The sequence below is a fragment of the Aquirufa sp. genome (genome assembly GCF_044342065.1).
Taxonomy (GTDB): Bacteria; Bacteroidota; Bacteroidia; order Cytophagales; family Spirosomataceae; genus Aquirufa.
The window spans coordinates 1-21,779 of sequence record NZ_JBIIQN010000035.1 but is presented as its reverse complement, the minus strand read 5'-3'; the positions used below and the strand labels follow the sequence as shown (position 1 = coordinate 21,779).

The 21,779-nt window shown below is 34.6% G+C and carries 18 protein-coding genes and 1 tRNA gene; 14 read left to right on the top strand and 5 right to left on the bottom strand.

Annotated elements, in window-relative coordinates:
• From ACIQZ2_RS10480 to ACIQZ2_RS10445, 8 genes are all read left to right on the top strand, one after another.
• On the top strand, window positions 1–762 hold a 762-nt coding region (locus tag ACIQZ2_RS10480; protein ID WP_395768807.1), incomplete at its 5' end, for an SLBB domain-containing protein.
• A gap of 7 nt (window positions 763–769) precedes the next feature.
• Window positions 770–1,822 carry a hypothetical protein gene (locus ACIQZ2_RS10475; RefSeq protein WP_395768806.1) on the top strand — a complete coding sequence of 351 codons (1,053 nt, stop codon included), beginning with the start codon at window positions 770–772 and terminating at the stop codon, window positions 1,820–1,822.
• 11 nt (window positions 1,823–1,833) lie between these two features.
• Entirely contained in the window at window positions 1,834–2,637 is an 804-nt protein-coding gene (locus ACIQZ2_RS10470; protein ID WP_395768805.1) for an ABC transporter permease, read from the top strand.
• A gap of 6 nt (window positions 2,638–2,643) precedes the next feature.
• Window positions 2,644–3,867 (top strand): ABC transporter ATP-binding protein, encoded by a 1,224-nt coding sequence (locus ACIQZ2_RS10465; RefSeq protein ID WP_395768804.1) that lies wholly within the window; start codon window positions 2,644–2,646, stop codon window positions 3,865–3,867.
• 3 nt (window positions 3,868–3,870) lie between these two features.
• On the top strand, window positions 3,871–4,938 hold the full coding sequence (locus ACIQZ2_RS10460; protein ID WP_395768803.1) for a DegT/DnrJ/EryC1/StrS family aminotransferase: 1,068 nt from the start codon (window positions 3,871–3,873) through the stop codon (window positions 4,936–4,938).
• 9 nt (window positions 4,939–4,947) lie between these two features.
• Window positions 4,948–6,948: a glycosyltransferase family 39 protein gene (locus ACIQZ2_RS10455; RefSeq protein ID WP_395768802.1), complete on the top strand. Its 2,001-nt coding sequence runs from the start codon at window positions 4,948–4,950 to the stop codon at window positions 6,946–6,948.
• 84 nt (window positions 6,949–7,032) lie between these two features.
• Window positions 7,033–8,271 (top strand): ABC transporter permease, encoded by a 1,239-nt coding sequence (locus tag ACIQZ2_RS10450; protein ID WP_395768801.1) that lies wholly within the window; start codon window positions 7,033–7,035, stop codon window positions 8,269–8,271.
• A gap of 87 nt (window positions 8,272–8,358) precedes the next feature.
• Window positions 8,359–8,442 (top strand) — tRNA-Leu (locus ACIQZ2_RS10445).
• A gap of 26 nt (window positions 8,443–8,468) precedes the next feature.
• Here the strand turns inward: ACIQZ2_RS10445 and ACIQZ2_RS10440 are convergent.
• The gene (locus ACIQZ2_RS10440; RefSeq protein WP_395768800.1) at window positions 8,469–9,959 is read right to left on the bottom strand and encodes a xylulokinase; all 1,491 of its coding nucleotides are present in this window, start codon (window positions 9,957–9,959) and stop codon (window positions 8,469–8,471) included.
• A gap of 14 nt (window positions 9,960–9,973) precedes the next feature.
• Between ACIQZ2_RS10440 and ACIQZ2_RS10435 the strand changes: the two genes are divergently transcribed.
• Window positions 9,974–10,729, top strand: coding sequence for an ATP-binding cassette domain-containing protein (locus ACIQZ2_RS10435; protein ID WP_395768799.1), 756 nt, complete (start codon window positions 9,974–9,976; stop codon window positions 10,727–10,729).
• Here ACIQZ2_RS10435 and ACIQZ2_RS10430 read toward each other — a convergent pair.
• Both ACIQZ2_RS10430 and ACIQZ2_RS10425 read right to left on the bottom strand, forming a co-directional pair.
• Window positions 10,713–11,483: a TatD family hydrolase gene (locus ACIQZ2_RS10430; RefSeq protein WP_395768798.1), complete on the bottom strand. Its 771-nt coding sequence runs from the start codon at window positions 11,481–11,483 to the stop codon at window positions 10,713–10,715. The genes ACIQZ2_RS10435 and ACIQZ2_RS10430 overlap by 17 nt on opposite strands.
• Window positions 11,480–12,109, bottom strand: coding sequence for a polysaccharide deacetylase family protein (locus ACIQZ2_RS10425; protein WP_395768797.1), 630 nt, complete (start codon window positions 12,107–12,109; stop codon window positions 11,480–11,482). The genes ACIQZ2_RS10430 and ACIQZ2_RS10425 overlap by 4 nt, the downstream gene beginning before the upstream one ends.
• Window positions 12,110–12,120: 11 nt before the next feature.
• Between ACIQZ2_RS10425 and ruvC the strand changes: the two genes are divergently transcribed.
• Complete coding sequence (gene ruvC / locus ACIQZ2_RS10420) at window positions 12,121–12,696, top strand: crossover junction endodeoxyribonuclease RuvC (protein ID WP_395768796.1); 576 nt, start codon at window positions 12,121–12,123, stop codon at window positions 12,694–12,696.
• Here the strand turns inward: ruvC and ACIQZ2_RS10415 are convergent.
• Window positions 12,689–14,611 carry a thioredoxin domain-containing protein gene (locus tag ACIQZ2_RS10415; RefSeq protein WP_395768795.1) on the bottom strand — a complete coding sequence of 641 codons (1,923 nt, stop codon included), beginning with the start codon at window positions 14,609–14,611 and terminating at the stop codon, window positions 12,689–12,691. The two genes, ruvC and ACIQZ2_RS10415, sit on opposite strands and share 8 nt — an antisense overlap.
• Window positions 14,612–14,655: 44 nt before the next feature.
• On the opposite strand from ACIQZ2_RS10415, the gene ACIQZ2_RS10410 reads away from it, so the two are divergent.
• Genes ACIQZ2_RS10410 through ACIQZ2_RS10395 form a run of 4 tightly spaced genes read left to right on the top strand, consistent with a single transcriptional unit; the run spans window position 14,656 to window position 20,882 of the window.
• Window positions 14,656–16,236 carry an NAD(P)/FAD-dependent oxidoreductase gene (locus ACIQZ2_RS10410; RefSeq protein WP_395768794.1) on the top strand — a complete coding sequence of 527 codons (1,581 nt, stop codon included), beginning with the start codon at window positions 14,656–14,658 and terminating at the stop codon, window positions 16,234–16,236.
• A complete protein-coding gene (locus tag ACIQZ2_RS10405) occupies window positions 16,229–16,792 on the top strand; it encodes an NUDIX hydrolase (RefSeq protein ID WP_395768793.1) in 564 nt (187 codons plus the stop codon). The genes ACIQZ2_RS10410 and ACIQZ2_RS10405 overlap by 8 nt, the downstream gene beginning before the upstream one ends.
• Before the next feature lie 9 nt (window positions 16,793–16,801).
• Entirely contained in the window at window positions 16,802–19,576 is a 2,775-nt protein-coding gene (locus ACIQZ2_RS10400) for a DNA gyrase/topoisomerase IV subunit A (RefSeq protein ID WP_395768792.1), read from the top strand.
• Window positions 19,577–19,580: 4 nt separating this feature from the next.
• Window positions 19,581–20,882, top strand: a complete 1,302-nt coding sequence (locus ACIQZ2_RS10395) for an MFS transporter (protein ID WP_395768791.1) — start codon at window positions 19,581–19,583, stop codon at window positions 20,880–20,882.
• Here ACIQZ2_RS10395 and ACIQZ2_RS10390 read toward each other — a convergent pair.
• On the bottom strand, window positions 20,875–21,779 hold a 905-nt coding region (locus ACIQZ2_RS10390; protein ID WP_395768790.1), incomplete at its 5' end, for a LysR substrate-binding domain-containing protein. The genes ACIQZ2_RS10395 and ACIQZ2_RS10390 overlap by 8 nt on opposite strands.

Below are 21,779 nucleotides of genomic sequence, written 5' to 3'. Positions count from 1 at the left end.
TTCGCGTTGAATCCTTTTGATGAGGTATTTGTACGCTCTTCACCAAATTACGAATTACAACAATTTATTACTTTACAGGGACAAGTTTTATTTCCTGGTGTTTATGGCTTAGAGAAAAAAGATGACCGCTTGTCGGATTTAATTAAACGCGCAGGGGGTCTTAACAAACAAGCTTACCCAGAAGGAGCCAAATTGATTAGAAAAACTGAACTTTCAGAATCTGAAGTCGAGTTTAAAAATAAACAAATCAATGATATAAATGATAATTACTCGGGGGTAACCGTTAATAATTCATCGGATCAAAGTACTACAAAGCATGAGACCATTGGTATTAATCTTGTGGCAGCATTAGCTAATCCAGGTGGATCAGATGATATTCAAATTATTAATGGGGACGTAATAAATATCCCTAGAGAGCCACAAACAGTAAAAATTACTGGTGAAGTATTATATCCAAACAATGTAAAATTCACCGAATCTAGAACTTTAAGCAATTACGTGTCAAGTGCTGGAGGCTTTACTTCAAGTTCAGCTCGAAAACGAGCCTATGTAATTTATGCCAATGGATCAGTCAAGCGAGTTAAAAACTTCCTATTTATGCGATTTAACCCACGAATCGAGCGTGGAAGTGAAATCATTATTCCTAAACGGATTAAAACAGCAAATGCGAGTCAACAAATTGTGTCACTTGTATCTGTTTTAACAGGAACTGTTACCAGTATAATTGGAATTATTACATTGATTAAAGCAACGGCACAATAATTTATTTATGAGCGAAGAAAGAAACGATCAATTTTCACTAGAAAATGTTTTAGTTAAATTAATGGGATTTATACCGTTTGTAAAACGCAATAAACTCGTAATTATAATTTTTACTCTATTGGGTCTATTGACTGGATTGGGTGTAGAAATTTACAGGAGTACCAACAGTTTGAAGAAAGTAAAAATTGTTTTTGTTTTAGAATCAGAGGGTGCTGATAATGGTTTAGCAGGCCTAGCTTCAACACTTGGAATTGGAACTCCAAGTTCGGGAAATTCAATTTTTACTGGCGATAATTTTAAAGAACTTTTAAAAACAAGAAATATATATCGTAAGGCTATATTAACTAAAGTTAAGTTTGGAAACAAAACAGACTATTTTGGAAATTTCTTTTTGCAGCGATCAGAATTACAAAATCATGAATGGAGTGATTTGCCTGTAGATTTTATTAATCATCGATTTAAAACAGGAAATTTAGATTCCATTGATGTTCAAGATAAAAATATCATCAATGCTATTTCAGTGTATTTAAATGAGAATACTGATATCTACCTAGATAACCCAAAATCAAGTTTCCAGACCTTATCAGTAGAAACGAGAAATGATACGTTAACGCATGTTTGGGCGCAACTTTATTTAAAAACAATTACAGATTATTACATAAACACCAAGACAAAAAAATCAAAAGAGTTATTGGTAATTATGGAGAAAAGAGTTGATTCATTAAGATCAGCCCTTTATTACACGCAAGGAAGATTGGCAAATTATAATGATCAGAACCAACAAATAATTTTCCAAAGGGCTAGGGTTATTGCTGAAAGATTGCAAATGAATTCAACACAATTGCAAGCACTTTATTTTGATGCATTACGTAATTACGATAACCTTAAATTTTCTTTAGTAAAAGAATCACCTTTATTAACGATTATTGAAGATACTGAACTACCAATTTTTACGCTTCCGTATCGTTGGGGAAAAATAATAAGCATAGGTACATTATTAGGTTTTTTATTAGGCTGCTTTACAGCTTATCTAAGGTATTTATATCGAATTAATTATTAAATAGGTAGTTCATGACTTTATTTACAAAGTTATTTTCTGAAATATTTCAAGAAAGAGAACTTCTCTATATTTTAGCAAAAAGAGATATTTCAATTCGATATAAGCAAACCTACCTGGGGATTATATGGGCAATAATTAGACCTGTATTAACCATGCTAGTTTTTTTGTTTGCTTTTAAAAACGTTGCTAAAATTGGTGACATATCAGGTTATCCTTTACAATTGGTAATTTTTTCAGGCGTCATTATTTGGAATTTATTTGCAAATACATTTCAGGCTGTTAGTAATTCAATTTTGGCCAACAATAATTTAATTTCTAAGGTATATTTCCCTCGATTAATTATTGCATTTTCATCAATTGCAGTGTCTATTTTTGATTTTATCATTGGTTTAATAGTGTACATGCTTTTAAGTTTAGCACTAATGCATACTATATCAATTTACATCCTTTTATTGCCATTAGCCTTAGTGTTAACTTTATTTTTTAGTATTGGATTAGGGTTGATATTTTGTTCATTTTCTGTAAAATATAGAGATCTTTTGCAAATGATTCCACTGATTGTACAATACGGTTTTTTTATCAGTCCTATTGTCTACACGGCAAAATCTCTTCAAATATCAGCTTGGTTCAATCTATATTCCTTATTCAATCCTTTAGTGGGTATTGTTGAATATGCACGTATTTTACTTATCCCTGGATATCATTTACAGTCGTTTGATTTTATCTATTTGTCAATTACCAGTAGTATTACTGTTTTTGGAGTAGGAATTTATATATTCACAAAGAAGGAAAGCTCATTCGTAGATTATTTATAAGGTAGCATGAATATTGTAGAGGTAAATAATATTACAAAAAAGTATAATTTAAATCGTTTAGCGGAGCCAATATCACTTCGCAACGGATTTAAATCCTTATTTATCAAGCAAGAAAAGTCTAAAGATTACTATGCTTTACAGGATGTGTCTTTTTCAATAAAGAAAGGTGATAAATTAGGTATAATCGGAAATAATGGAGCAGGTAAATCTACATTACTTAAAATTTTAAGTCGCATAACAAATCCTACATCTGGGAATATTCAAGTTAAGGGGAAAGTAGCAAGTTTGTTGGAAGTTGGCACTGGCTTTCATCCAGAATTGTCGGGCCGCGAAAACATATTTTTAAATGGTGCTATTCTTGGGATGAGTAAGCGTGACATTAAAGCCCAGTTTGATGAGATTGTAGAATTTGCAGGCCCACAGATTTCAAATTTTCTTGATACACCAGTAAAACGGTATTCATCAGGAATGTACATTAGATTAGGTTTTGCTATATCAGCTCACCTTAATCCGGAAATACTCATTGTGGATGAGGTCTTAGCCGTTGGTGATGCTGATTTTCAAAAAAAGTCATTAGGTAAAATGAAGGAGGTTGCTGCAAATGAAAAAACAATATTATTTGTAAGTCATAACCTTACTGCGGTATCAAATTTGTGTAATAAGACCTTACATTTAGAAAAAGGATCTGTAAAGCAAATGGGTGAGACTGCTCAGGTAATTAAAAATTACATGTCCGAGGTACAATCCAAAAAGATTTATTATGCATCTGACAACTTCTCAAATGCTATTGGAAATGAATTTATTCGTTTAAAATACGCTGAAGTTAAACCACAATTAACTCAAGGATTGGATTACTGGACTATTAATGATCCATTCAGCTTACATTTTGAGTTTTATAATACTTTAGCGCAAGCGGATTTAAACATCAGTGTACATTTATATGCCAGCACAGGTGAGTGTATATTTAATCTTGGAAATCAACCTACTCAATTTAAGTCAGGCATTATATCTACTGATATACAAATTCCGGGAAACTACCTGAATGATGGTTCTTATTTTTTATCGATTATGGTGGTAAAAAATTCAAGCATCGTGTTAGCTAATTTCGAAGAACTATTTGAATTTGAAATAGCTGATTACCGTGAAAATACAACTTGGTATGGGAAATGGCCTGGTTACGTTCGTCCTAATTTTCCCATCGTTATGGAACAAGTATCAACCGAAATATAAGGCATGATTCATGTAACAAAATCCTTTTTACCAGACATCAAAGAGTATATATCTTTGTTGGAACAAATTTGGGCTAACGGTCAATTGACTAATGATGGCCCATTGGTTTTGGAGCTTGAAAAAAAAATAGCTGAATACCTAGAAGTTGAAAATTTTCTATTTGTAAGTAATGGTACGATTGCATTACAACTGGTAATTAAAGCATTAGAACTTCAAGGTGATGTCGTTACCACTCCATTTTCTTATTGTGCTACGACAACTGCATTAATTTGGGAAAATTGTAATCCTGTATTTGCGGATATTTCTTTAAATAGTTTGACTTGTGAGGTTCAGGACATACAAAAAGTTATTAGTTCGCAAACTAGCGGGATTTTAACAACGCATGTATATGGAAATTGTGGAAATTTACTCGAACAAGAAGAGCTTGCTAAAGAATACGGTATACCATTGATTTATGATGGAGCACATGCTTTTGGTGTGAAATATAAAGGTAAGTCCATATTTAATTACGGAACGATTTCAACCTGCAGTTTTCATGCGACAAAAATTTTTCATACCATTGAGGGAGGAGCCGTAATTACTAATAATAATGAGTTGTGTGAAAAAGTTCGAGGAATAAGAAGTTTTGGACACAAGGCAGACGATTATTTTGCTGCTGGAATAAATGGGAAAAATTCAGAATTTCATGCTGCAATGGGCTTGATAAATTTGACATATTTCCCGCAAATACGTGATCATCGTAAAGGTGCATCTGAATTATACGATTCGATCTTATCTCCGCAAGTTGGAAGAATTCAATGGAACCCAGATAATATACGGAATTTCAGTTATTTCCCTATTATTCTACCTTCGGAAGAGAAGTTGCTACAAGTTATAGCCGAGTTGAATGAAGCAGAAATTTACCCAAGGCGTTATTTTTATCCAGCGCTAAATGAATTGCCTTATTTGACATATCAAGCTTGTCCAATAGCAGAGGATATATCAAAAAGAATACTTTGCTTACCACTATCTGCAGAAATTAGCGCTGAAAACATAAAGAAAATCACCGAGATTATTAATTCTTTACTTTAAAGAGTTCCTATGTTGTTAATTGTATTTCTTTCTTTTATCCTTTTCAACTATCGTATTGCGTCAAAAATTTCCAATAAAAACTTTGATGAAATATTAATCGCAGGATTTGCTATACAATCTGGCAGTATCATTTTGTCGGGATACTTTCTCAGTTTTATCCGTTATTGGGATAGCCCATATGGTTGGTCAATTGTTCCTTTTTTTACATCGTACCTAATTTATTATTTTTTCAAATACCTCATCTATTTGCCTGAATCGTCTCATAAATCAATTTTAAAATTGGTTGGATCAAGTGTTCAACAGCTGCATATACTTTACATTAATCAGCGTAAGTCAGAAAAACTGCTTTTTGGACTTGTCTTTTTTAGCATTCTTGGAATTGCTCTTTTGCAAATATTCTTGTTGTTTTTTATACCGCCTAATGAATGGGACAGCATGACAGGACATCTTAATCGTATTTTATACTTTGCCCAAAATCATAGCACAGCCCATTTCGTAGGGACAAATTGGAATGTAGATACCTATCCTAAAAGTTTTTCTTCTATTCAATATTATCCCTTTATTATGAGTGGATATAATGAACATTTCTTTAAACTACCCAATTTTTCAGCGTATTGGATGCTTTTTGTTGGGTCCTATGCAATACTAAAACAACTAGGAATTGAATTTAAAGTTCGTCTTCTAAGTTCTATGTTAATCCTATTTACTCCAATTGTATTAATTCAATCAACCACAACGGATACTGATATTGTATTGGGGGCTTATTTGGCAAGCACCTTGTATTTTCTATTTCGTTTTATAAAGAGTCGACAAATTTTTTATATCTACTTTTTTGCTTTTGTATTTGCCATTGCCTTAAGCCATAAAATTACCTTTTTATTCTCAGTACCCAGTATCGGCATTTTGCTTATTTACAGTTTTGTTGCAACGAAATCAACAACCTATTTGTACCAACTTAAACATCTATTCTTTAGCATGTTTTTTATTGTTATTATGAGCCTACCAACGGGTTATGTTTCCAATTTAATACATTACGGACATCCCATAGGGCCTGAGACGGCAACTAAACATCAATCCATAGAACGTGCTGGAAATTTGTCTAATTTAATTATTCATGGCTCAAAAAATATAGCAAGGTATTTCTTTGACTTGTTAAATTTTGATGGTTTAAGAAACATAGACCAAATAGAATATTGGCAAGAAGCAATCAATAATCAATTTAGAAAACTTGATGCGACATTTAATTGGGGACTTGAAAATTCTAAAACATTTACCATTGTACCCTTTAATTACACACGGCATTTTGACTTTTATAATGGAACGCCAATTTATGGTAGTATATTCTTATTAGTCTTTATCCCGTCTATTATTTTATTACTGTCTAAAAAAAGAAAAGCAATCTATTATTTGATATTTATCGCTTTCATTTTTCATTTTATTGCCTTAGCATTTTCAGCTGCTTATGATCCCTGGAAAGGTCGTTATATGATTAGCTCATTAGTATTCATTCTTCCAATTGCTAGTATATTCTTTGAAAAAATAGTTTCATTAAAGAAATACATGTATGCCCTCCCAATATTTTTTATAATTGTTGTATCGGCATATTCAACATTACTATTTCATAGCAGAAGTGCTTTATTATCTACCCATAAATTACCTACTATTTGGAATAAAACTCGAATGGAGCATTTAACTGTTTCAAGACCTGATATTACAAAGGCTTATGCACGATTTGATTCAATTGTACCAAGAGATGCCATAGTAGCTTTAGCTACCATTAACGACGATTATGAATATCCTTTATGGGGAAAAGAGTTTAGGCGGAAATTAGTTCCAATTAATCCATTTGAAAAAGGATTACAGCCTATCCCAACGGAAGCTGGCTATCTTTTCTTTAGTAAAAAAGTAATTAAACCACTACCTAATGATATTAGATTGGGAACTGATACGACGCTAAACGAACATATTATTGTACGGGGAGAAGATTACTATTTACGTAAATTAAAGTAGTAAAAATGATTAGTGGATATATTTCGATACCACTGGTTTTAATTAGCTAATATTTCATGATACCTTGCAGTAAGCTAGAAATATATGAATATCAAAGAAAATATCGCCGAAGGTTTACGATCAATTAAGGGGAATTTACTCAGAACTGTGCTTACAGCATTAATCATTTCCCTAGGTATCACCTCGCTTGTAGGTATTCTAACTGCAATAGACGGTATTCAGAGCTCTGTAGACAATAGTTTTTCTGGATTAGGGGCAAATTCCTTTGATATAAGAAATCGTCCTGCTATGCAAGTTAGGAGAGAGGGTCAAAAAGAAAAGCGTTTTAAAAATATTGATTTTCGTCAAGCAAGCCGTTATAAGTCACTATTTACCTCCAAAGGAAAAGTTTCTTTAAAAACTAACGTTACGAATAACGCTATAGCAAAATTTGAGAGTAAAAAAACAAATCCTAATGTAAGGTTACTGGGTATTGATGATAATTTCGTCGAATTAAAAGGATATAAAATTGCTGATGGTCGAAATTTCTCTACGAATGAATTTACAAATGCCATTAATGTTTGTTTTTTAGGGGTAGATGTAATTGACCAATTGTTCGAAAAAGCTAGTCCATTAAATAAAGAAATAGTTGTCAGTGGAATAAAGTTAAAAGTGATTGGAGTTTTAGCAAAAAAAGGAAATATGATGGGTGGTGGTGATGACCGAGTAATCATGGTTCCATTAGAAACTGGCAGAAAAATGGCAGTAGGTCGAAATTTAACCTTTGATATCACCACTTCATCTACGAAAGTAAAGAATTTAGACGATTTTATGGAAGAGGCTAGGGGAGTTATGCGAAAGGTTCGGATGGATCCAATTGGCATGGAAGATTCATTTTCTATAGATCGATCTGATTCAATTGCTAAAAGTTTTGAAAGCATAACTTCTAGCCTTCAATTAGGGGGATTTGTCATTGGATTTATCACTTTATTAGGAGCTGCCATTGCCCTTATGAATATAATGATGGTTTCTGTGACCGAAAGAACTAGGGAAATTGGAATAAGAAAATCACTTGGAGCTACGCCTTCACGCATTTTACAACAATTTTTAATTGAAGCTATAGTTATATGTCTATTGGGCGGGATAGGTGGAATTATTTTAGCAATTCCTATTGGAAATCTCATTGCACAAGGAATTAGTTCTGGAGCAGCTAGTTTTATTATACCTTGGTTATGGATGACGGTGGGTATAATTATTTGTGTGCTAGTCGGCTTGTTTTCAGGAATTTATCCAGCATTTAAAGCTTCAAAAATGGATCCGGTAGAGGCTTTACGGTATGAATAATACAGAAATTATTAAATGTACACTTGTTAAATCATGAATAAAAACATACTTTTGCATTGCAATTGAGCCAATTGGTTTGATTCAATTGCCCAGATGGCGGAATTGGTAGACGCGCTGGTCTCAAACACCCGTGGGTGCAAGCCCGTGCCGGTTCGACTCCGGCTCTGGGTACAAGCCTCTCAAGAAATTGGGAGGCTTTACCTTTTTATAAGCTTTTTCGAAACTAATTCTTTCCACGCAAGATAGGCATCTGTTGTTGCTTCCCTGTTTTCGGCAAGCGGATGGATAGATTTTATTTGTTTGATGTTGGCAACTGTTTCATCGGCATTTTTGTAAAATCCAATTCCTAAGCCTGCGCCTAAGGCTGCTCCAAAAGCTCCATCTGAATCCATTAAATCTACAGATACATTGGAGGCATTAACGATAGTTTGACTAAAAACATCGCTTAAGTACATATTAGCAAATCCAGCCTTTAATTTTTTAGGTTTAATTCCAGCATCTGCAAGCATTTCTATTCCATATGCCATTGAAAAAGCAATGCCCTCTTGAGCTGCACGTATCATATCAGCTCTACTATGCCGATTTAGATCTAATTCTTCAAAACTTGCCCCCATTATTGAATTATGAAATATTCGTTCCGCGCCATTTCCAAATGGAATGCAAAGTAAACCTTTAGATCCAATCGTTGTTTTGGTAGCCTCTTCATTCATTTGAACATAGCTCATCTCCGGACAAATGGTTTGTTTTACCCACCGATTCAAAATACCCGTACCATTGATACACATTAATACACCTACGCGTTTAGCGTATTGGCTGTAGTTAACATGGGCAAATGAATTAACTCGATTAGCTACATCACATTTAAGCTCATCACTTACCCCATAAACAACACCCGAAGTACCTGCAGTAGTCGCAATATCACCAGGATGCAATACACCTAATGAAAAAGCATTATTGGGTTGATCACCAGCCTTGTAGGTTACTTGAACTTGAGCGTTTAAACCTAAATGTGACGCTACCTCAACATCAATTAAACCATGGTTCGAGAAGACATCCTGAACTTTTGGAAACAAATGTTTTTCAAAACCAAAATAAGACAACAAAGTTTCAGAAATTTCATTTGCTGGAAAATCCCAAAAAATTCCCTCTGATAGCGCAGAAGGTGTGGTAGTGAATTGCTTCGTGAGTCTACCTGCAATAAAATCTCCGGGAAGCATCACTTGGTGAATTTTGTTATAAATATCAGGTTGGTTTGCTTTCACCCATGCCAACTTCGATGCAGTAAAATTACCTGGAGAATTTAACAGGTTTGTTTGACAATACGACTTACCAATGGATTCAAAAGCTTGATTACCAATTTGCACAGCCCGTGAATCACACCATATAATTGATGGACGAACAACTTTATGTTGAGCATCTAAAACAACCAAACCGTGCATTTGGTAGGAGATACCTATCGCAGAAATATCTTTTGAATCATATTTTTTGGAAGCGTTGGCTCTTAAAATTGCTTGTTGAACACAATACCACCAATGTTCAGGATCCTGCTCGGCAAAACCAGGCTCAGGACTTGAAATTTCATTTTCAATTTCGGGAAATGAGGTTGAGTAAATTAATTGTTGGTTTGAAGCGTCAACTACACTAACTTTAATCGACGATGTACCTACATCAACTCCACACAATAGCATATTACTAGATTTAAATGTTAAAAATTTTCATACCAAGATACCAAGTAAATCCACATTTTGGGCTATCTAAAATCAAAATAGAAATAAAAGCTGGTGAAATTTACACCTTGGTTGGAAAAAGTGGGTCTGGGAAAAGCACAGTAGCTCATATCGTCGTCGGATTAACTAAATGTGAAGGAGCGTCCATTCTTGTAAATCAACTTGAATTAAACGGAGGGATTGATCGTTTAATACCACAATTTAAACAAGCTGGCTATGTTCCCCAAAATTTACATTTAAAGCCTCATCACACAGTTTTAGATTACTTAGCGATGCTGTTCCAGCGCTTACCTCATAAAGAAAAAGAAAAGACTATAAAATATTACATACGGCTTTTTCATATCAAGCATCTGTTACATACTAAAATAATTCAGCTCTCTGGGGGAGAAAGGCAAAAAATTGCTTTATTAGAGGCCGTAAGTCAACCTATTGAATTTTTAGTGTTGGATGAGCCATTTAGTCAATTGGATACAGAACAAAAAATCGAGTTTACTACAATCATTCAAGAGCTAATTGCACACAAGAAGATTCCATGCTTATTAATTAGTCACGATCTGCTCGATATACTTAAAATGAGTGATAAATTAGGCGTAATTAAAAATGGGAAAATTGCATTTCAGGGTAAATGGGAGAACTTCTGGAATTCAAAAAATAAAATCGCCAATAGTCTTAAGCAAGCCATATTAAATTGGAAAATAGAAACCGATATATTACTTAATAACCAGACATAGTTTTTAGAATTTGTGCATTTTGATTGGTTATTTCTATTAAATCCGAAAGTGGCACTTGATATAAATCAGCTAGCTTTTGCGCTATTATAGGAATAAACTTAGGAGAATTCGGCTTTCCTCTAAACGGAACAGGGGATAAATAGGGTGAATCCGTTTCCAAAACGATACTTGTTAAAGGAATATCTTTAATTGCCTCAAAAAGTGTTGTGTTTTTATAGGTAATTACGCCCCCAACACCTAGTTTAAATCCTAAGCTAGCTAGCGTTTGAGCTTCTCGATAATCTCCAGAGAAACAATGAATTATTCCATTAAGGTTCCTATATTCTGGTTTCTTCAATAATCGAATCAAATCACCATAGGCTTTTCTGCAATGGACATCAATCCAAATTTTTCTATCTAGAGCCCAATGACACTGCCTTTCAAAAGCTTTAATCTGTTCCTTTTGATACGTAGTATCCCAATAGTAATCTAAGCCAATTTCTCCAATCGCTAAAACTTTATTTTTCTCGAGAAGTGCTTCTAAACCCTGTAATTCTAGAATGTAATTTTCTTTAACATAAGTAGGATGAAGGCCTATCATGGGCAATACGAAATGAGGAAATTTAGTAGTTAATTCTACTAATTGATCCCATGAAGCTAAATCACAGTTTGGCAACCATACCTCATTAACACCTGCTTCCTGAATTTCTGTTATATGTTGGTTAATATCAGGTTGAAAATGGGGATCATACAAATGCGCATGCGTATCTATCATAATGCTTTAACGGTTAGATGATTTTGATAACAAAAATCCAATAAAGCAGGCAAGACCACCTTTAAACGCGGGAAAGCCTTAATACTATCATGAAACACCAATATGGATCCAGGCTTAATATGCTTTTTACCAGCCTCTATGATGGATTTAGTAGATAAATCATGATTATAGTCACCAGACAAAAAAGACCACATATAAATAGGGTATTGGCTTGAAAGATTCCGATATATTTCAGAATTAATCCTTCCATACGGTGGCCTAAATCCAACAGAATCAATTTTAAGTTCGACTATAATCTCATCGCAGGCTTGAATATCTTTTTTGTATTGATCCATCGTATATTTCCAAGCGTTGGCGTGATTCATCGTATGATTTCCAATACGATGATGTTCTTGAATAATAGAATTTACGATGTCGGGATTATCCTGAATATTTTTACCTATGCAAAAAAAAGTAGCTTTAGCTTTATACTTGGCTAAACAATCCAACACAAAATTGGTAATTTCAGGAGTTGGTCCATCATCAAATGTAAAATAAACCTCATTCGATTCTTCAGATACTGGTACTGACCAAATTAGCTTGGGCAATAAAGCAGGAACAATACGAGGGATTTGATGAATGAACATAGATTAAAAATATGGCGCAAATTACAAACCTTGGTGCAGAAAAAATAATTCTTGGAATCGATCCCGGTACTCGATACTTAGGTTACGGATTAATTCGAATTACACGTGATAAAGTACATGTCCTACAATATGGAGTTTTAAATCTCACAAAGTATACTACACAAGGTGCTAAATTCTTAAAGATTCATGAACGTGTAATGGGAATCGTTGAGGAATTTTTACCAGATGAAATTGCTATTGAATCACCATTTTTTGGAAAAAATGTTCAATCAATGCTAAAACTTGGACGAGTTCAAGGTATGGTTATGTCGATATCATTTTCAAAAAGTATACCAATAACAGAGTATGAGCCAAAGAAAGTCAAACAATCGGTGACAGGCAATGGCAATGCATCAAAGGAACAAGTTGCCAAAATGGTTGAAATAATTAGTGGAATAAAATTGGATGGAAAATTACATGATGCGACTGATGCACTAGGTATCGCTATCTGCCATCATTTTCATAATAAAAACATTAGCTCATCTGTTAAAGGCACCCAAAAAGGATGGGGAGCCTTTGTAAATGAAAATCCAGATCGAATTAAATAGATTTTAATTGTTCAATTAAGGTCTTCTTATCTAAACATGGTTCGAGACAACGGTCACCTATGCATACCAAAAACATATGCGGTAGGTCGGCAATGGGAATGTAATTGGCTGTAATATCATTCAATTGTGATGCATCAACCATAGATGCATTGTATTTAATAATCGCTTGAGGATTTTCAATCCACTGAGAATGAATTCGTAGCCAATTTGCAAAATAAATTGGATTGCTTTGAGCTTGCTCTAATACAGCTGCCAGCATATTTTTTCCTTTAATTGTATACTCAGGTAAACTTTCAATAACCCCAAACCACAGAAACAACTCACAAAGCATGGAATTCGATGAAGGACAAACCGAATCCACAATTTCAAATTTTGGCGCAATTAACGCATCATTAAAATTAGAATGAAAATTATACAAAGCATTTTGTCTCGTATGACTTTGTTCTATTGCCTTCAGAATTATTGTAACTTGATTTAAATATACTTTATCTCCAAAATTCTGATATGCTTTTATGCATGCTAAACCACAAGCTGCTAAATCATCCAAAAATGCTGCGATTGGTTGAGCCGCATATTGAGTTTGATGAAAAATCAAACCAGTTTGCTCATCAAAAAAATCGGTAATCATTGCTTCCAAATGCAACTTTGCCGCATGTAAATAATCAGTATTATCCAACACGATTGCCGCTTCAAAAAGACCCAAACTTACATAAGCATTCCACGAAAGAATTTGTTTGGTATCTGTAGCAGGTCGAATACGTAAATTACGCACCTTGTTTAAGATGCTTAATTCTTTATAAAAATCTTCGTTTAAATTACACTCTTTTTTAAAAAGTATGTTATAGCCATGTTCCCAATTACCATTTTTATTAACACTGTAGGCAGTATAAAATTGATGATATTTCTCTATAGGCAATATATTATTCAACTCATCAAAAGTCCATACGTAATATAATCCTTCTATTCCTTCGCTATCTGCATCAATTGATGCATAATACAAACCATTTTCAGCGACTAATTCCGTATTTAAAAATCCTATTAGCTGAACAATAACCTCTTTGTATAGATTATTGCTAGTGCGTTTATATGCTAATGCATACAAACGTAACAATTGACCATTATCATACAGCATTTTCTCAAAATGTGGACAAAACCATTCCGAGTCCACCGAGTAACGTGAAAAACCACCACCTACTTGATCAAAAATACCTCCAAGAGCCATTTTGGTTAGTTGCAGATCGGCTAGCCTTTCTAATGTACTATTATTTATTAACTTGTACGGCAAGGCCTCAATCAAATGACCTAATGAAGGAATGGGAAATTTAGGAGCTTTATTTGTTCCGCCAAAAACCGGATCTAAACCTTTCTGAATAAGCTCCAGGACATGAGGCAATATTGGACTTAGTTCCTCCAAATTAATAGGATAAAGACCTACATCAGAGCTATTCATATTGGAAGCGAAGCCATCGGCGGAATGCTGCAATTCTATTTTATGATTTTGAAAAGCTTTTTGAATAGAATTCAAAAGTTGAATCCAATTGTTCTTCGGAAAATAAGTTCCTCCGTAAAATGGTTTTTGATCGGGCATCAGAAATACATTCAAAGGCCAGCCACCCTGAAGACCCATCGCATGAATAGAATCCATATAAATTAAATCAATATCGGGTCTTTCTTCACGATCCACTTTTATACAGATAAAATGATTATTCATCAATGTAGCCACCTCTTGATTCTCAAATGATTCATGCTCCATCACATGACACCAGTGACAAGCAGCATATCCAATACTTAAAATAATTGGCTTGTCTTCATTCCTAGCTTTATCTAAAGCAACCTCTCCCCAAGGATACCATTCAACTGGGTTATGCTTATGTTGTAATAAGTAGGGGCTGACTTGGTTTTGGAGATGATTCATCTTATAGTTTAAAATAGATTAGTAAATTTGTATAAATATTCAGTATGCCCGAATTTAAATCCTTTGTTCTTGATCCAGCCATCGCAAATTCTCCTGCGTTACTGCATGACTTTTTAAGCGCAGAATTAGGTACAAAGCTATTAAATTCATGTCAGTATCGCATAGAGAAAAAATCAATTGATGCGCGCAGTAGGCAAATTAAAGCTAATATTAAAATTGGCTTTTATCCATTGGAGCACAATTTCCAATTGGACTTATCAGAGCGGATTCAATTACCGAAACTTTCTTCAACGGCAAAAAATGTCATCATAATTGGAAGTGGACCAGCAGGATTATTTGCAGCTTTAAGATTAATTCGTTCAGGGATTAAACCCATTGTATTGGAACGAGGAAATAATGTTCGGGAAAGAAGAAGGGATTTGGCGGCTATCAACCGACATAATATTGTTAATCCCGACAGTAATTATTGTTTTGGGGAAGGAGGAGCAGGCACCTATTCTGATGGAAAATTATACACGCGAAGCACTAAGCGTGGAGATATCGAATCGGTATTGGAAACATTTGTAGCTTTCGGTGCGAATTCGAATATACTGTATGAAGCTCACCCACATATAGGTACAAATAAATTACCCGGAATTATTGAAGGCATCCGAAATGCCATATTGCAAGCAGGAGGCGAAGTATATTTTAACTCCAAGGTTACCGATTTTATAATTGAAAATAATAAAATCAAAGGAGTTGAGTTATTTGATGGCAAAGCAATTTCGGCAAATAGTATCGTTTTGGCTACCGGACATTCAGCACGCGATATATTTGAGTTATTATTAACAAAACATATTGACATAGAAGCTAAACCATTCGCTATCGGTGTTAGAATAGAACATACGCAAAAAATGGTAGATACGTGTCAATATAAAATGACGCAAAGACCTGATTATTTACCCCCAGCTTCATTTAGTCTAGTTACTCAAACACGATATAAAGGGAAACAGCGTGGTGTTTTTTCCTTCTGTATGTGTCCAGGTGGATTTATTGTACCGTCAGCCACTCAACAAAACCAAGTTGTTGTTAACGGCATGTCACCATCCCGTCGAGATTCAAAATACGCTAATTCAGGCATTGTCGTAAGTATACTTCCAGAGGATTTAGCTAAATACAAAGAATATGGGGCATTAGCTGGCATGTATTTACAAGAAGAATTAGAGCAAAAAGCACATCATTTAGTTGGAGGTACGCAACAAGCAATATCACAATTAACTGGAGATTTTATCAAGCGAAAATCCAGTAATTCATTTCATGATACATCCTATGTACCTGGGTTACAACCTGGAGAAATGCGTGAATATTTACCAGAATATATTGCTGAGCCTTTGGCATTAGGGCTTCAAGATTTTGATCGTAAAATTCGAAATTTTAGCAGTAATCTTGGACAATTAATAGGTTTGGAAAGTCGAACTTCATCGCCAGTTAAAATTCCAAGAGACCAAGAAACCTTGGAACATCCAAAAGTTAAAGGACTTTATCCTTGCGGTGAAGGAGCGGGATATGCTGGTGGAATCATGTCAGCCGCTTTAGACGGTATTCGCTGTGCTGAAGCCATTATAGCCAATACCAATAATGGATAAGCCTTTTCAACGATTGTATCAGTTACTCTCTGAATTAGAATCAAATTCGAATTTGCGCGAAAATGCCAGACATGCAGCCGTTGTTGCAATTATAATTAAAACCAATAATGAACCAAGTAAACTCGTTTTAATTAAGCGAAATGAATATGATGGACACCATAGTGGCCAAATGGCTTTCCCAGGAGGCAAAAAAGATCAAAGTGACCTCAGTTTAAAACATACCGCACTCCGAGAGTTGGAAGAGGAAATTGGTATTCAATTAAATGAATCTCAATTAATTGAATTAAAACCACATTGGGTTCATGTTTCTAATTATTGGATACAACCATACTATGTAGTTCTTAATAAAAACCTAGACTACCACATAAATAAAAGAGAAATAAATCGTATTTTTGAAATACCTGTAGCTTTTTTTAAAAAGAAAGAATCCTTGGATTATCATGAATTGGAATTCATGAAAGAGAAAATAGTAGCACCTCGCTATTATTATGAATCGGAGGAAATATGGGGAGCTACTGCAGTCATGTTGTATCAATTAATTAACCTAATAGATTAACAAATACCAATGAGTGAAACGACCGAAGGTACATTACAAAATCAAATAGCCGTTGCTGGCATGTATGAAAATTGGTTTTTGGAATATGCCTCTTACGTTATTTTAGAACGCGCAGTTCCTGCTGTAGAAGATGGATTAAAACCGGTTCAACGACGGATTTTACATGCATTAAAGGAAATGGATGATGGTCGGTTCAATAAGGTTGCTAATGTAATTGGACAAACCATGCAATATCATCCGCATGGAGATGCGTCTATCAACGATGCTTTAGTTAATTTGGGCCAAAAGGATTTATTATTTGATTGTCAAGGAAACTGGGGAGATAACCGAACAGGGGACAGTGCAGCTGCGGCGCGTTATATCGAAGTTCGTTTATCAAAATTCGCCAATGACGTCGTATTTAACAATCAAACCACCCGCTGGCAATTATCCTATGATGGACGTAAAAAAGAGCCAATAACGCTTCCAATCAAATTTCCACTACTCCTAGCGCAAGGTGTAGAAGGTATAGCAGTAGGATTAGCGACCAAAATCATGCCGCATAATTTCTGCGAGATTATACAAGCGTCAATAGATTTATTAAATAACAAGAAAGTTATCCTATATCCCGACTTTCAGTTGGGTGGGATGATTGATGTTTCAAACTACAACGATGGACTTCGAGGTGGACGTATCAGAGTTCGAGCAAAGATTGAAGAATTTGACAAGAAAACGCTGTTAATCAAAGAGATACCTTTCGGAACTACGACAACATCTTTAATTGATTCCATAATTAAGGCCAATGATACCGGTAAAATCAAGATCAAAAAAGTTATTGATAATACAGCCAAAGACGTTGAAATTCAAATTCAATTGGCACCAGGAATTTCTCCCGATGTGACGATTGATGCCTTATATGCTTTTACGGATTGTGAAGTATCCATATCACCAAATGCCTGCGTTATTGTTGATGAGAAACCGCAATTTATCGGAATTGCTGAAATTCTCCGCGTTAGTAATGATCAAACAGTAGATCTGTTAAAACAGGAATTAGAAATTAGGCGCAATGAATTAATGGAGCGCTTATTATTTAGTTCACTCGAAAAGATATTTATAGAAAATAGAATTTATCGTGATATCGAGGAATGCGAAACTTTTGAAGCGGTTATTGAAATGGTGGATAAGGGACTTGAGCCGTTCAAAAAGGATTTTTATCGCGAAATTATCGAAGAAGACATATTAAAATTATTAGAGATACGAATTAAGCGTATATCTAAATTTGATAGTTTTAAAGCGGATGAAGCGATGAAGCGTTTGCAAGATGAATTAGCTGAAGTCGAAGATAATTTGGCTAACTTAATTCGTTATGCTATTGACTATTTTAAGCATTTATTGCAAAAATACGGAAAAGGGAGGGAGCGTAAAACTGAAATAAAAAGCTTCAACACAATTTCTGCCACCGTGGTAGCGCAAGCCAACCAAAAACTATATGTCAATCGTGAAGATGGTTTTATAGGTTATGGATTAAAGAAAGATGAGTTTGTCATGGATTGTTCCGACATAGATGACATCATTGTATTAAGACAAAATGGGACATGTGTCGTTACTAAAGTTCAAGAAAAGGTTTTTGTAGGAAAAGATATTCTATATGTCAGTGTATTCAAGAAGAATGACGACCGTAAAGTTTATAATCTAGTCTATTTTGATGGCAAATCAGGAGTCTCCTTTGTTAAACGATTCAAAGTAACCTCAGTAACGCGTGATCGTGAATATAGAATAGTTAGTCAAGATAATAAGTCGAAAATAACGTATTTCTCAGCGAATGAGAATGGGGAAGCAGAGGTAATAAGTATTAATTTGACAGCCAACTGTACCGCAAAAAATAAGCAGTTTGATTATGACTTTGCTAAATTAGCAATCAAGGGTCGCGAATCGCTAGGTAATGTATTAACAAAATATCCGGTTCGTAAAATCGTTCAGAAAAGCGCTGGGGTATCAACGCTTGGAGGTGTTGATATTTGGTATGATCCGACAATCGGAAGATTGAATAGAGATCAACACGGTGATTATATAGGCAATTTTGAGCCTAATGATACTATTTTGGCTATTTATCATGCTGGAAATTATGAATTGACAAATTTCGAATTAACAAATCGTTATCCCGCAGAGGACATTGCATTACTTGTAAAATTCAACCCGAAGGGAATTGTTTCTGCAATTTATTTTGATGGTTCAAACAAAACCTATTTCATTAAACGATTCAAAATTGAAACATCCACTATTGATAAGAAATTCTTGTTTATAGCAGATCATAAGGCATCTAAATTAATCGCATCAACCATTAATTATGCTCCAAATGTTCAAATAAAGCATAAGCCTGATGGGAAAACCACTGAAATTGAATTAATACCAATAGACGAGTTGGTAGATGTCCGCGGTTGGAAAGCGATCGGAAGCAAACTAAATTATCCTAAATTATCCGATGCCAAATTTGTAGAGACGGAAAATAGTATACCTGATGCAGAAGAAGAGGTCATAGAAATTGATAAAAGTGAAGAAGTGGAAAATACATTAGCTGTTGATAAGGCTGAATCTTCCGGATCAGTAGAAAATGTCACCCTAGATGTACCAAACAATGAGGATATAGAGATAGTGCCAACTGGTCATAAGATTATACTAGAAGTCGAAGAAGAAAGCATGGGAAAAGCTGAACCAACTGAAGAAATACCGCTAGAAATCAAAAATTATACAGCAGAAAATATCGCAAAAGAAGCAAATAAAGGAGAACAATTAGGCCTATTCTAATGATATGAAAACAGCGTTAAATAATCCAAAAGTATTGAATGCCTGGGCTTTTTACGATTGGGCTAATTCTGTTCATTCATTAACCATTACAAGTGCCATTTTTCCTATTTACTACCCTTTTGCTGCTGTTAGTAAAGCGAATAGCAAGGATATTGAATTTTTAGGATTCACATTAAATAATTCGGTTGTTTTTTCCTACAGCATCTCGATTGCTTTTCTATTCTTAGCCGTATTAATGCCCATTCTATCAGGAATAGCAGATTATAAAGGGAATAAGAAAACCTTTATGCGGTTTTTCTGCTACCTAGGATCATTTAGTTGTATGAGTTTATTCTTTTTTGAAAAAGGAAACTACTACATCGGAACCTTTGGTTTTTTGTTTTCGATCATAGGCTGGGGAGGGAGTATGGTTTTTTATAACTCTTTCTTACCAGAAATCGCAAGTCCTGATCGTTTTGACCGACTAAGTGCTAAAGGATTTACATTGGGTTATATTGGAAGTGTACTTTTATTGATTCAAAACCTGACAATGGTAATGAAACCGGAATGGTATGGTAATATAGCAGGTGACTTAGCTTCGCGCATATCATTTTTAAGTGTTGGAATATGGTGGCTTTTGTTTGCTCAAATTCCTTTTTACTATTTGCCAAAAGGGGATAAAAAGCCATCAAATGAAGAAAATGTTTGGTTAGGTGGTTGGCGCGAATTAAAAAAGGTCTACCATGAAGTGAAGAACATAACGGCTTTAAAGAGCTTTTTGGCTAGCTTTTTTCTGTTTAATATGGGGGCACAAACGGTAATGTATTTGGGAGCGCTTTTTGGAAGTGAAGAATTACATTTACCAACAGACGCATTAATTATTACGATTTTATTAATCCAACTAGTTGCAATACCAGGAGCTTATTTTTGCGCATTGCTATCTCAGAAAATGGGTAATATCAAAGCTTTGATTTTTATCGTACTTGTTTGGATGGTTATTTGCGCATTTGCCTATACCGTTAATGACCAATTCAATTTCTACTTATTGGCTACAGGAATTGGTTTTGTAATGGGTGGAATTCAATCCAACAGCCGAGCCACATTTGCCAAAATGTGTCCATCAAATGAAAAGGAAACGAGTTCATATTTCAGCTTTTATGATGTCTGTGATAGATTATCAACGGTCTTAGGTACTTTTCTCTTTGGTTTAGTTATTCAGTTTACCGGAAATATGCGTATCGGAATACTCATTCTAGGCTTTGTTTTTGCGGCAAGTCTGTATTTTCTTTATAAGATTAGAAATACAAAAGAATTAGCGCCTATATAGGAATAATTGATCTATCTGCAATACTTCTCCATTGCAAAGGTATATGCGCTAAAATTTCCATTTTCAGCGCATTAATTATTGCAATTCTCGAATAGGAATTCGCATGAACTAACGATACCTCACGTATGGGGATAGGTTTGGGCAAAGAATGTACTTTCTCTTTGGATTTAACATCTAAGTAGTCGACAAACATTTGTGGAATAATTGTCTGACCAAATCCTAAGTCAGCCATACGGACAATGGTTTCTAAACTTCCTGTTTGATAGGTTAGTGAATTAGAAATTCTTGCGCCTGCTTGTATATTACATATCGAATTAATTTGATTACTAAGGCAATGTCCTTCTTCTAATAACCAAAGCTTAGCAGGATCCAAAACTGCACTTAATTTTGATCCATCTTCTTCCCATACGTTAGAATAAAGGAATAACTCCTCGTAATAAAGAGGAACTTCAACAAGATCTGTGTTCAATGGCGTAACGAGTATACCAATATCGATTCTACCCTCAGCAATTTCAGCTTTAATGTTTTCCGTGGTAGTCTCTGAAATAGAGATTGTTAAATCTGGATATTTAAGTTGGAAGTCGGAAAGAAAACGAGGCATTAAATAGGGTGCAATCGTAGGAATGACACCAATCGAGAGATTACCATTCACTTGCGTAGACCAACCTTTCGTAAATGACAAAATGGATTTACTTTCAGAAAGAATTACACGAGCTTTAGTCAAAATCTCCTTTGCCTCTAGTGTAGGTTCTAGGGGTTTAACCTTCCTATTAAATAAAGTTAGATTTAATTCATCCTCAAGCTTTTGTACCTGCATACTTAAACTTGGTTGTGAAACACAGCAATGGTCAGCAGCTTTGGAAAAGCTTTTAAAATCTGCGAGAGCAACAATGTATT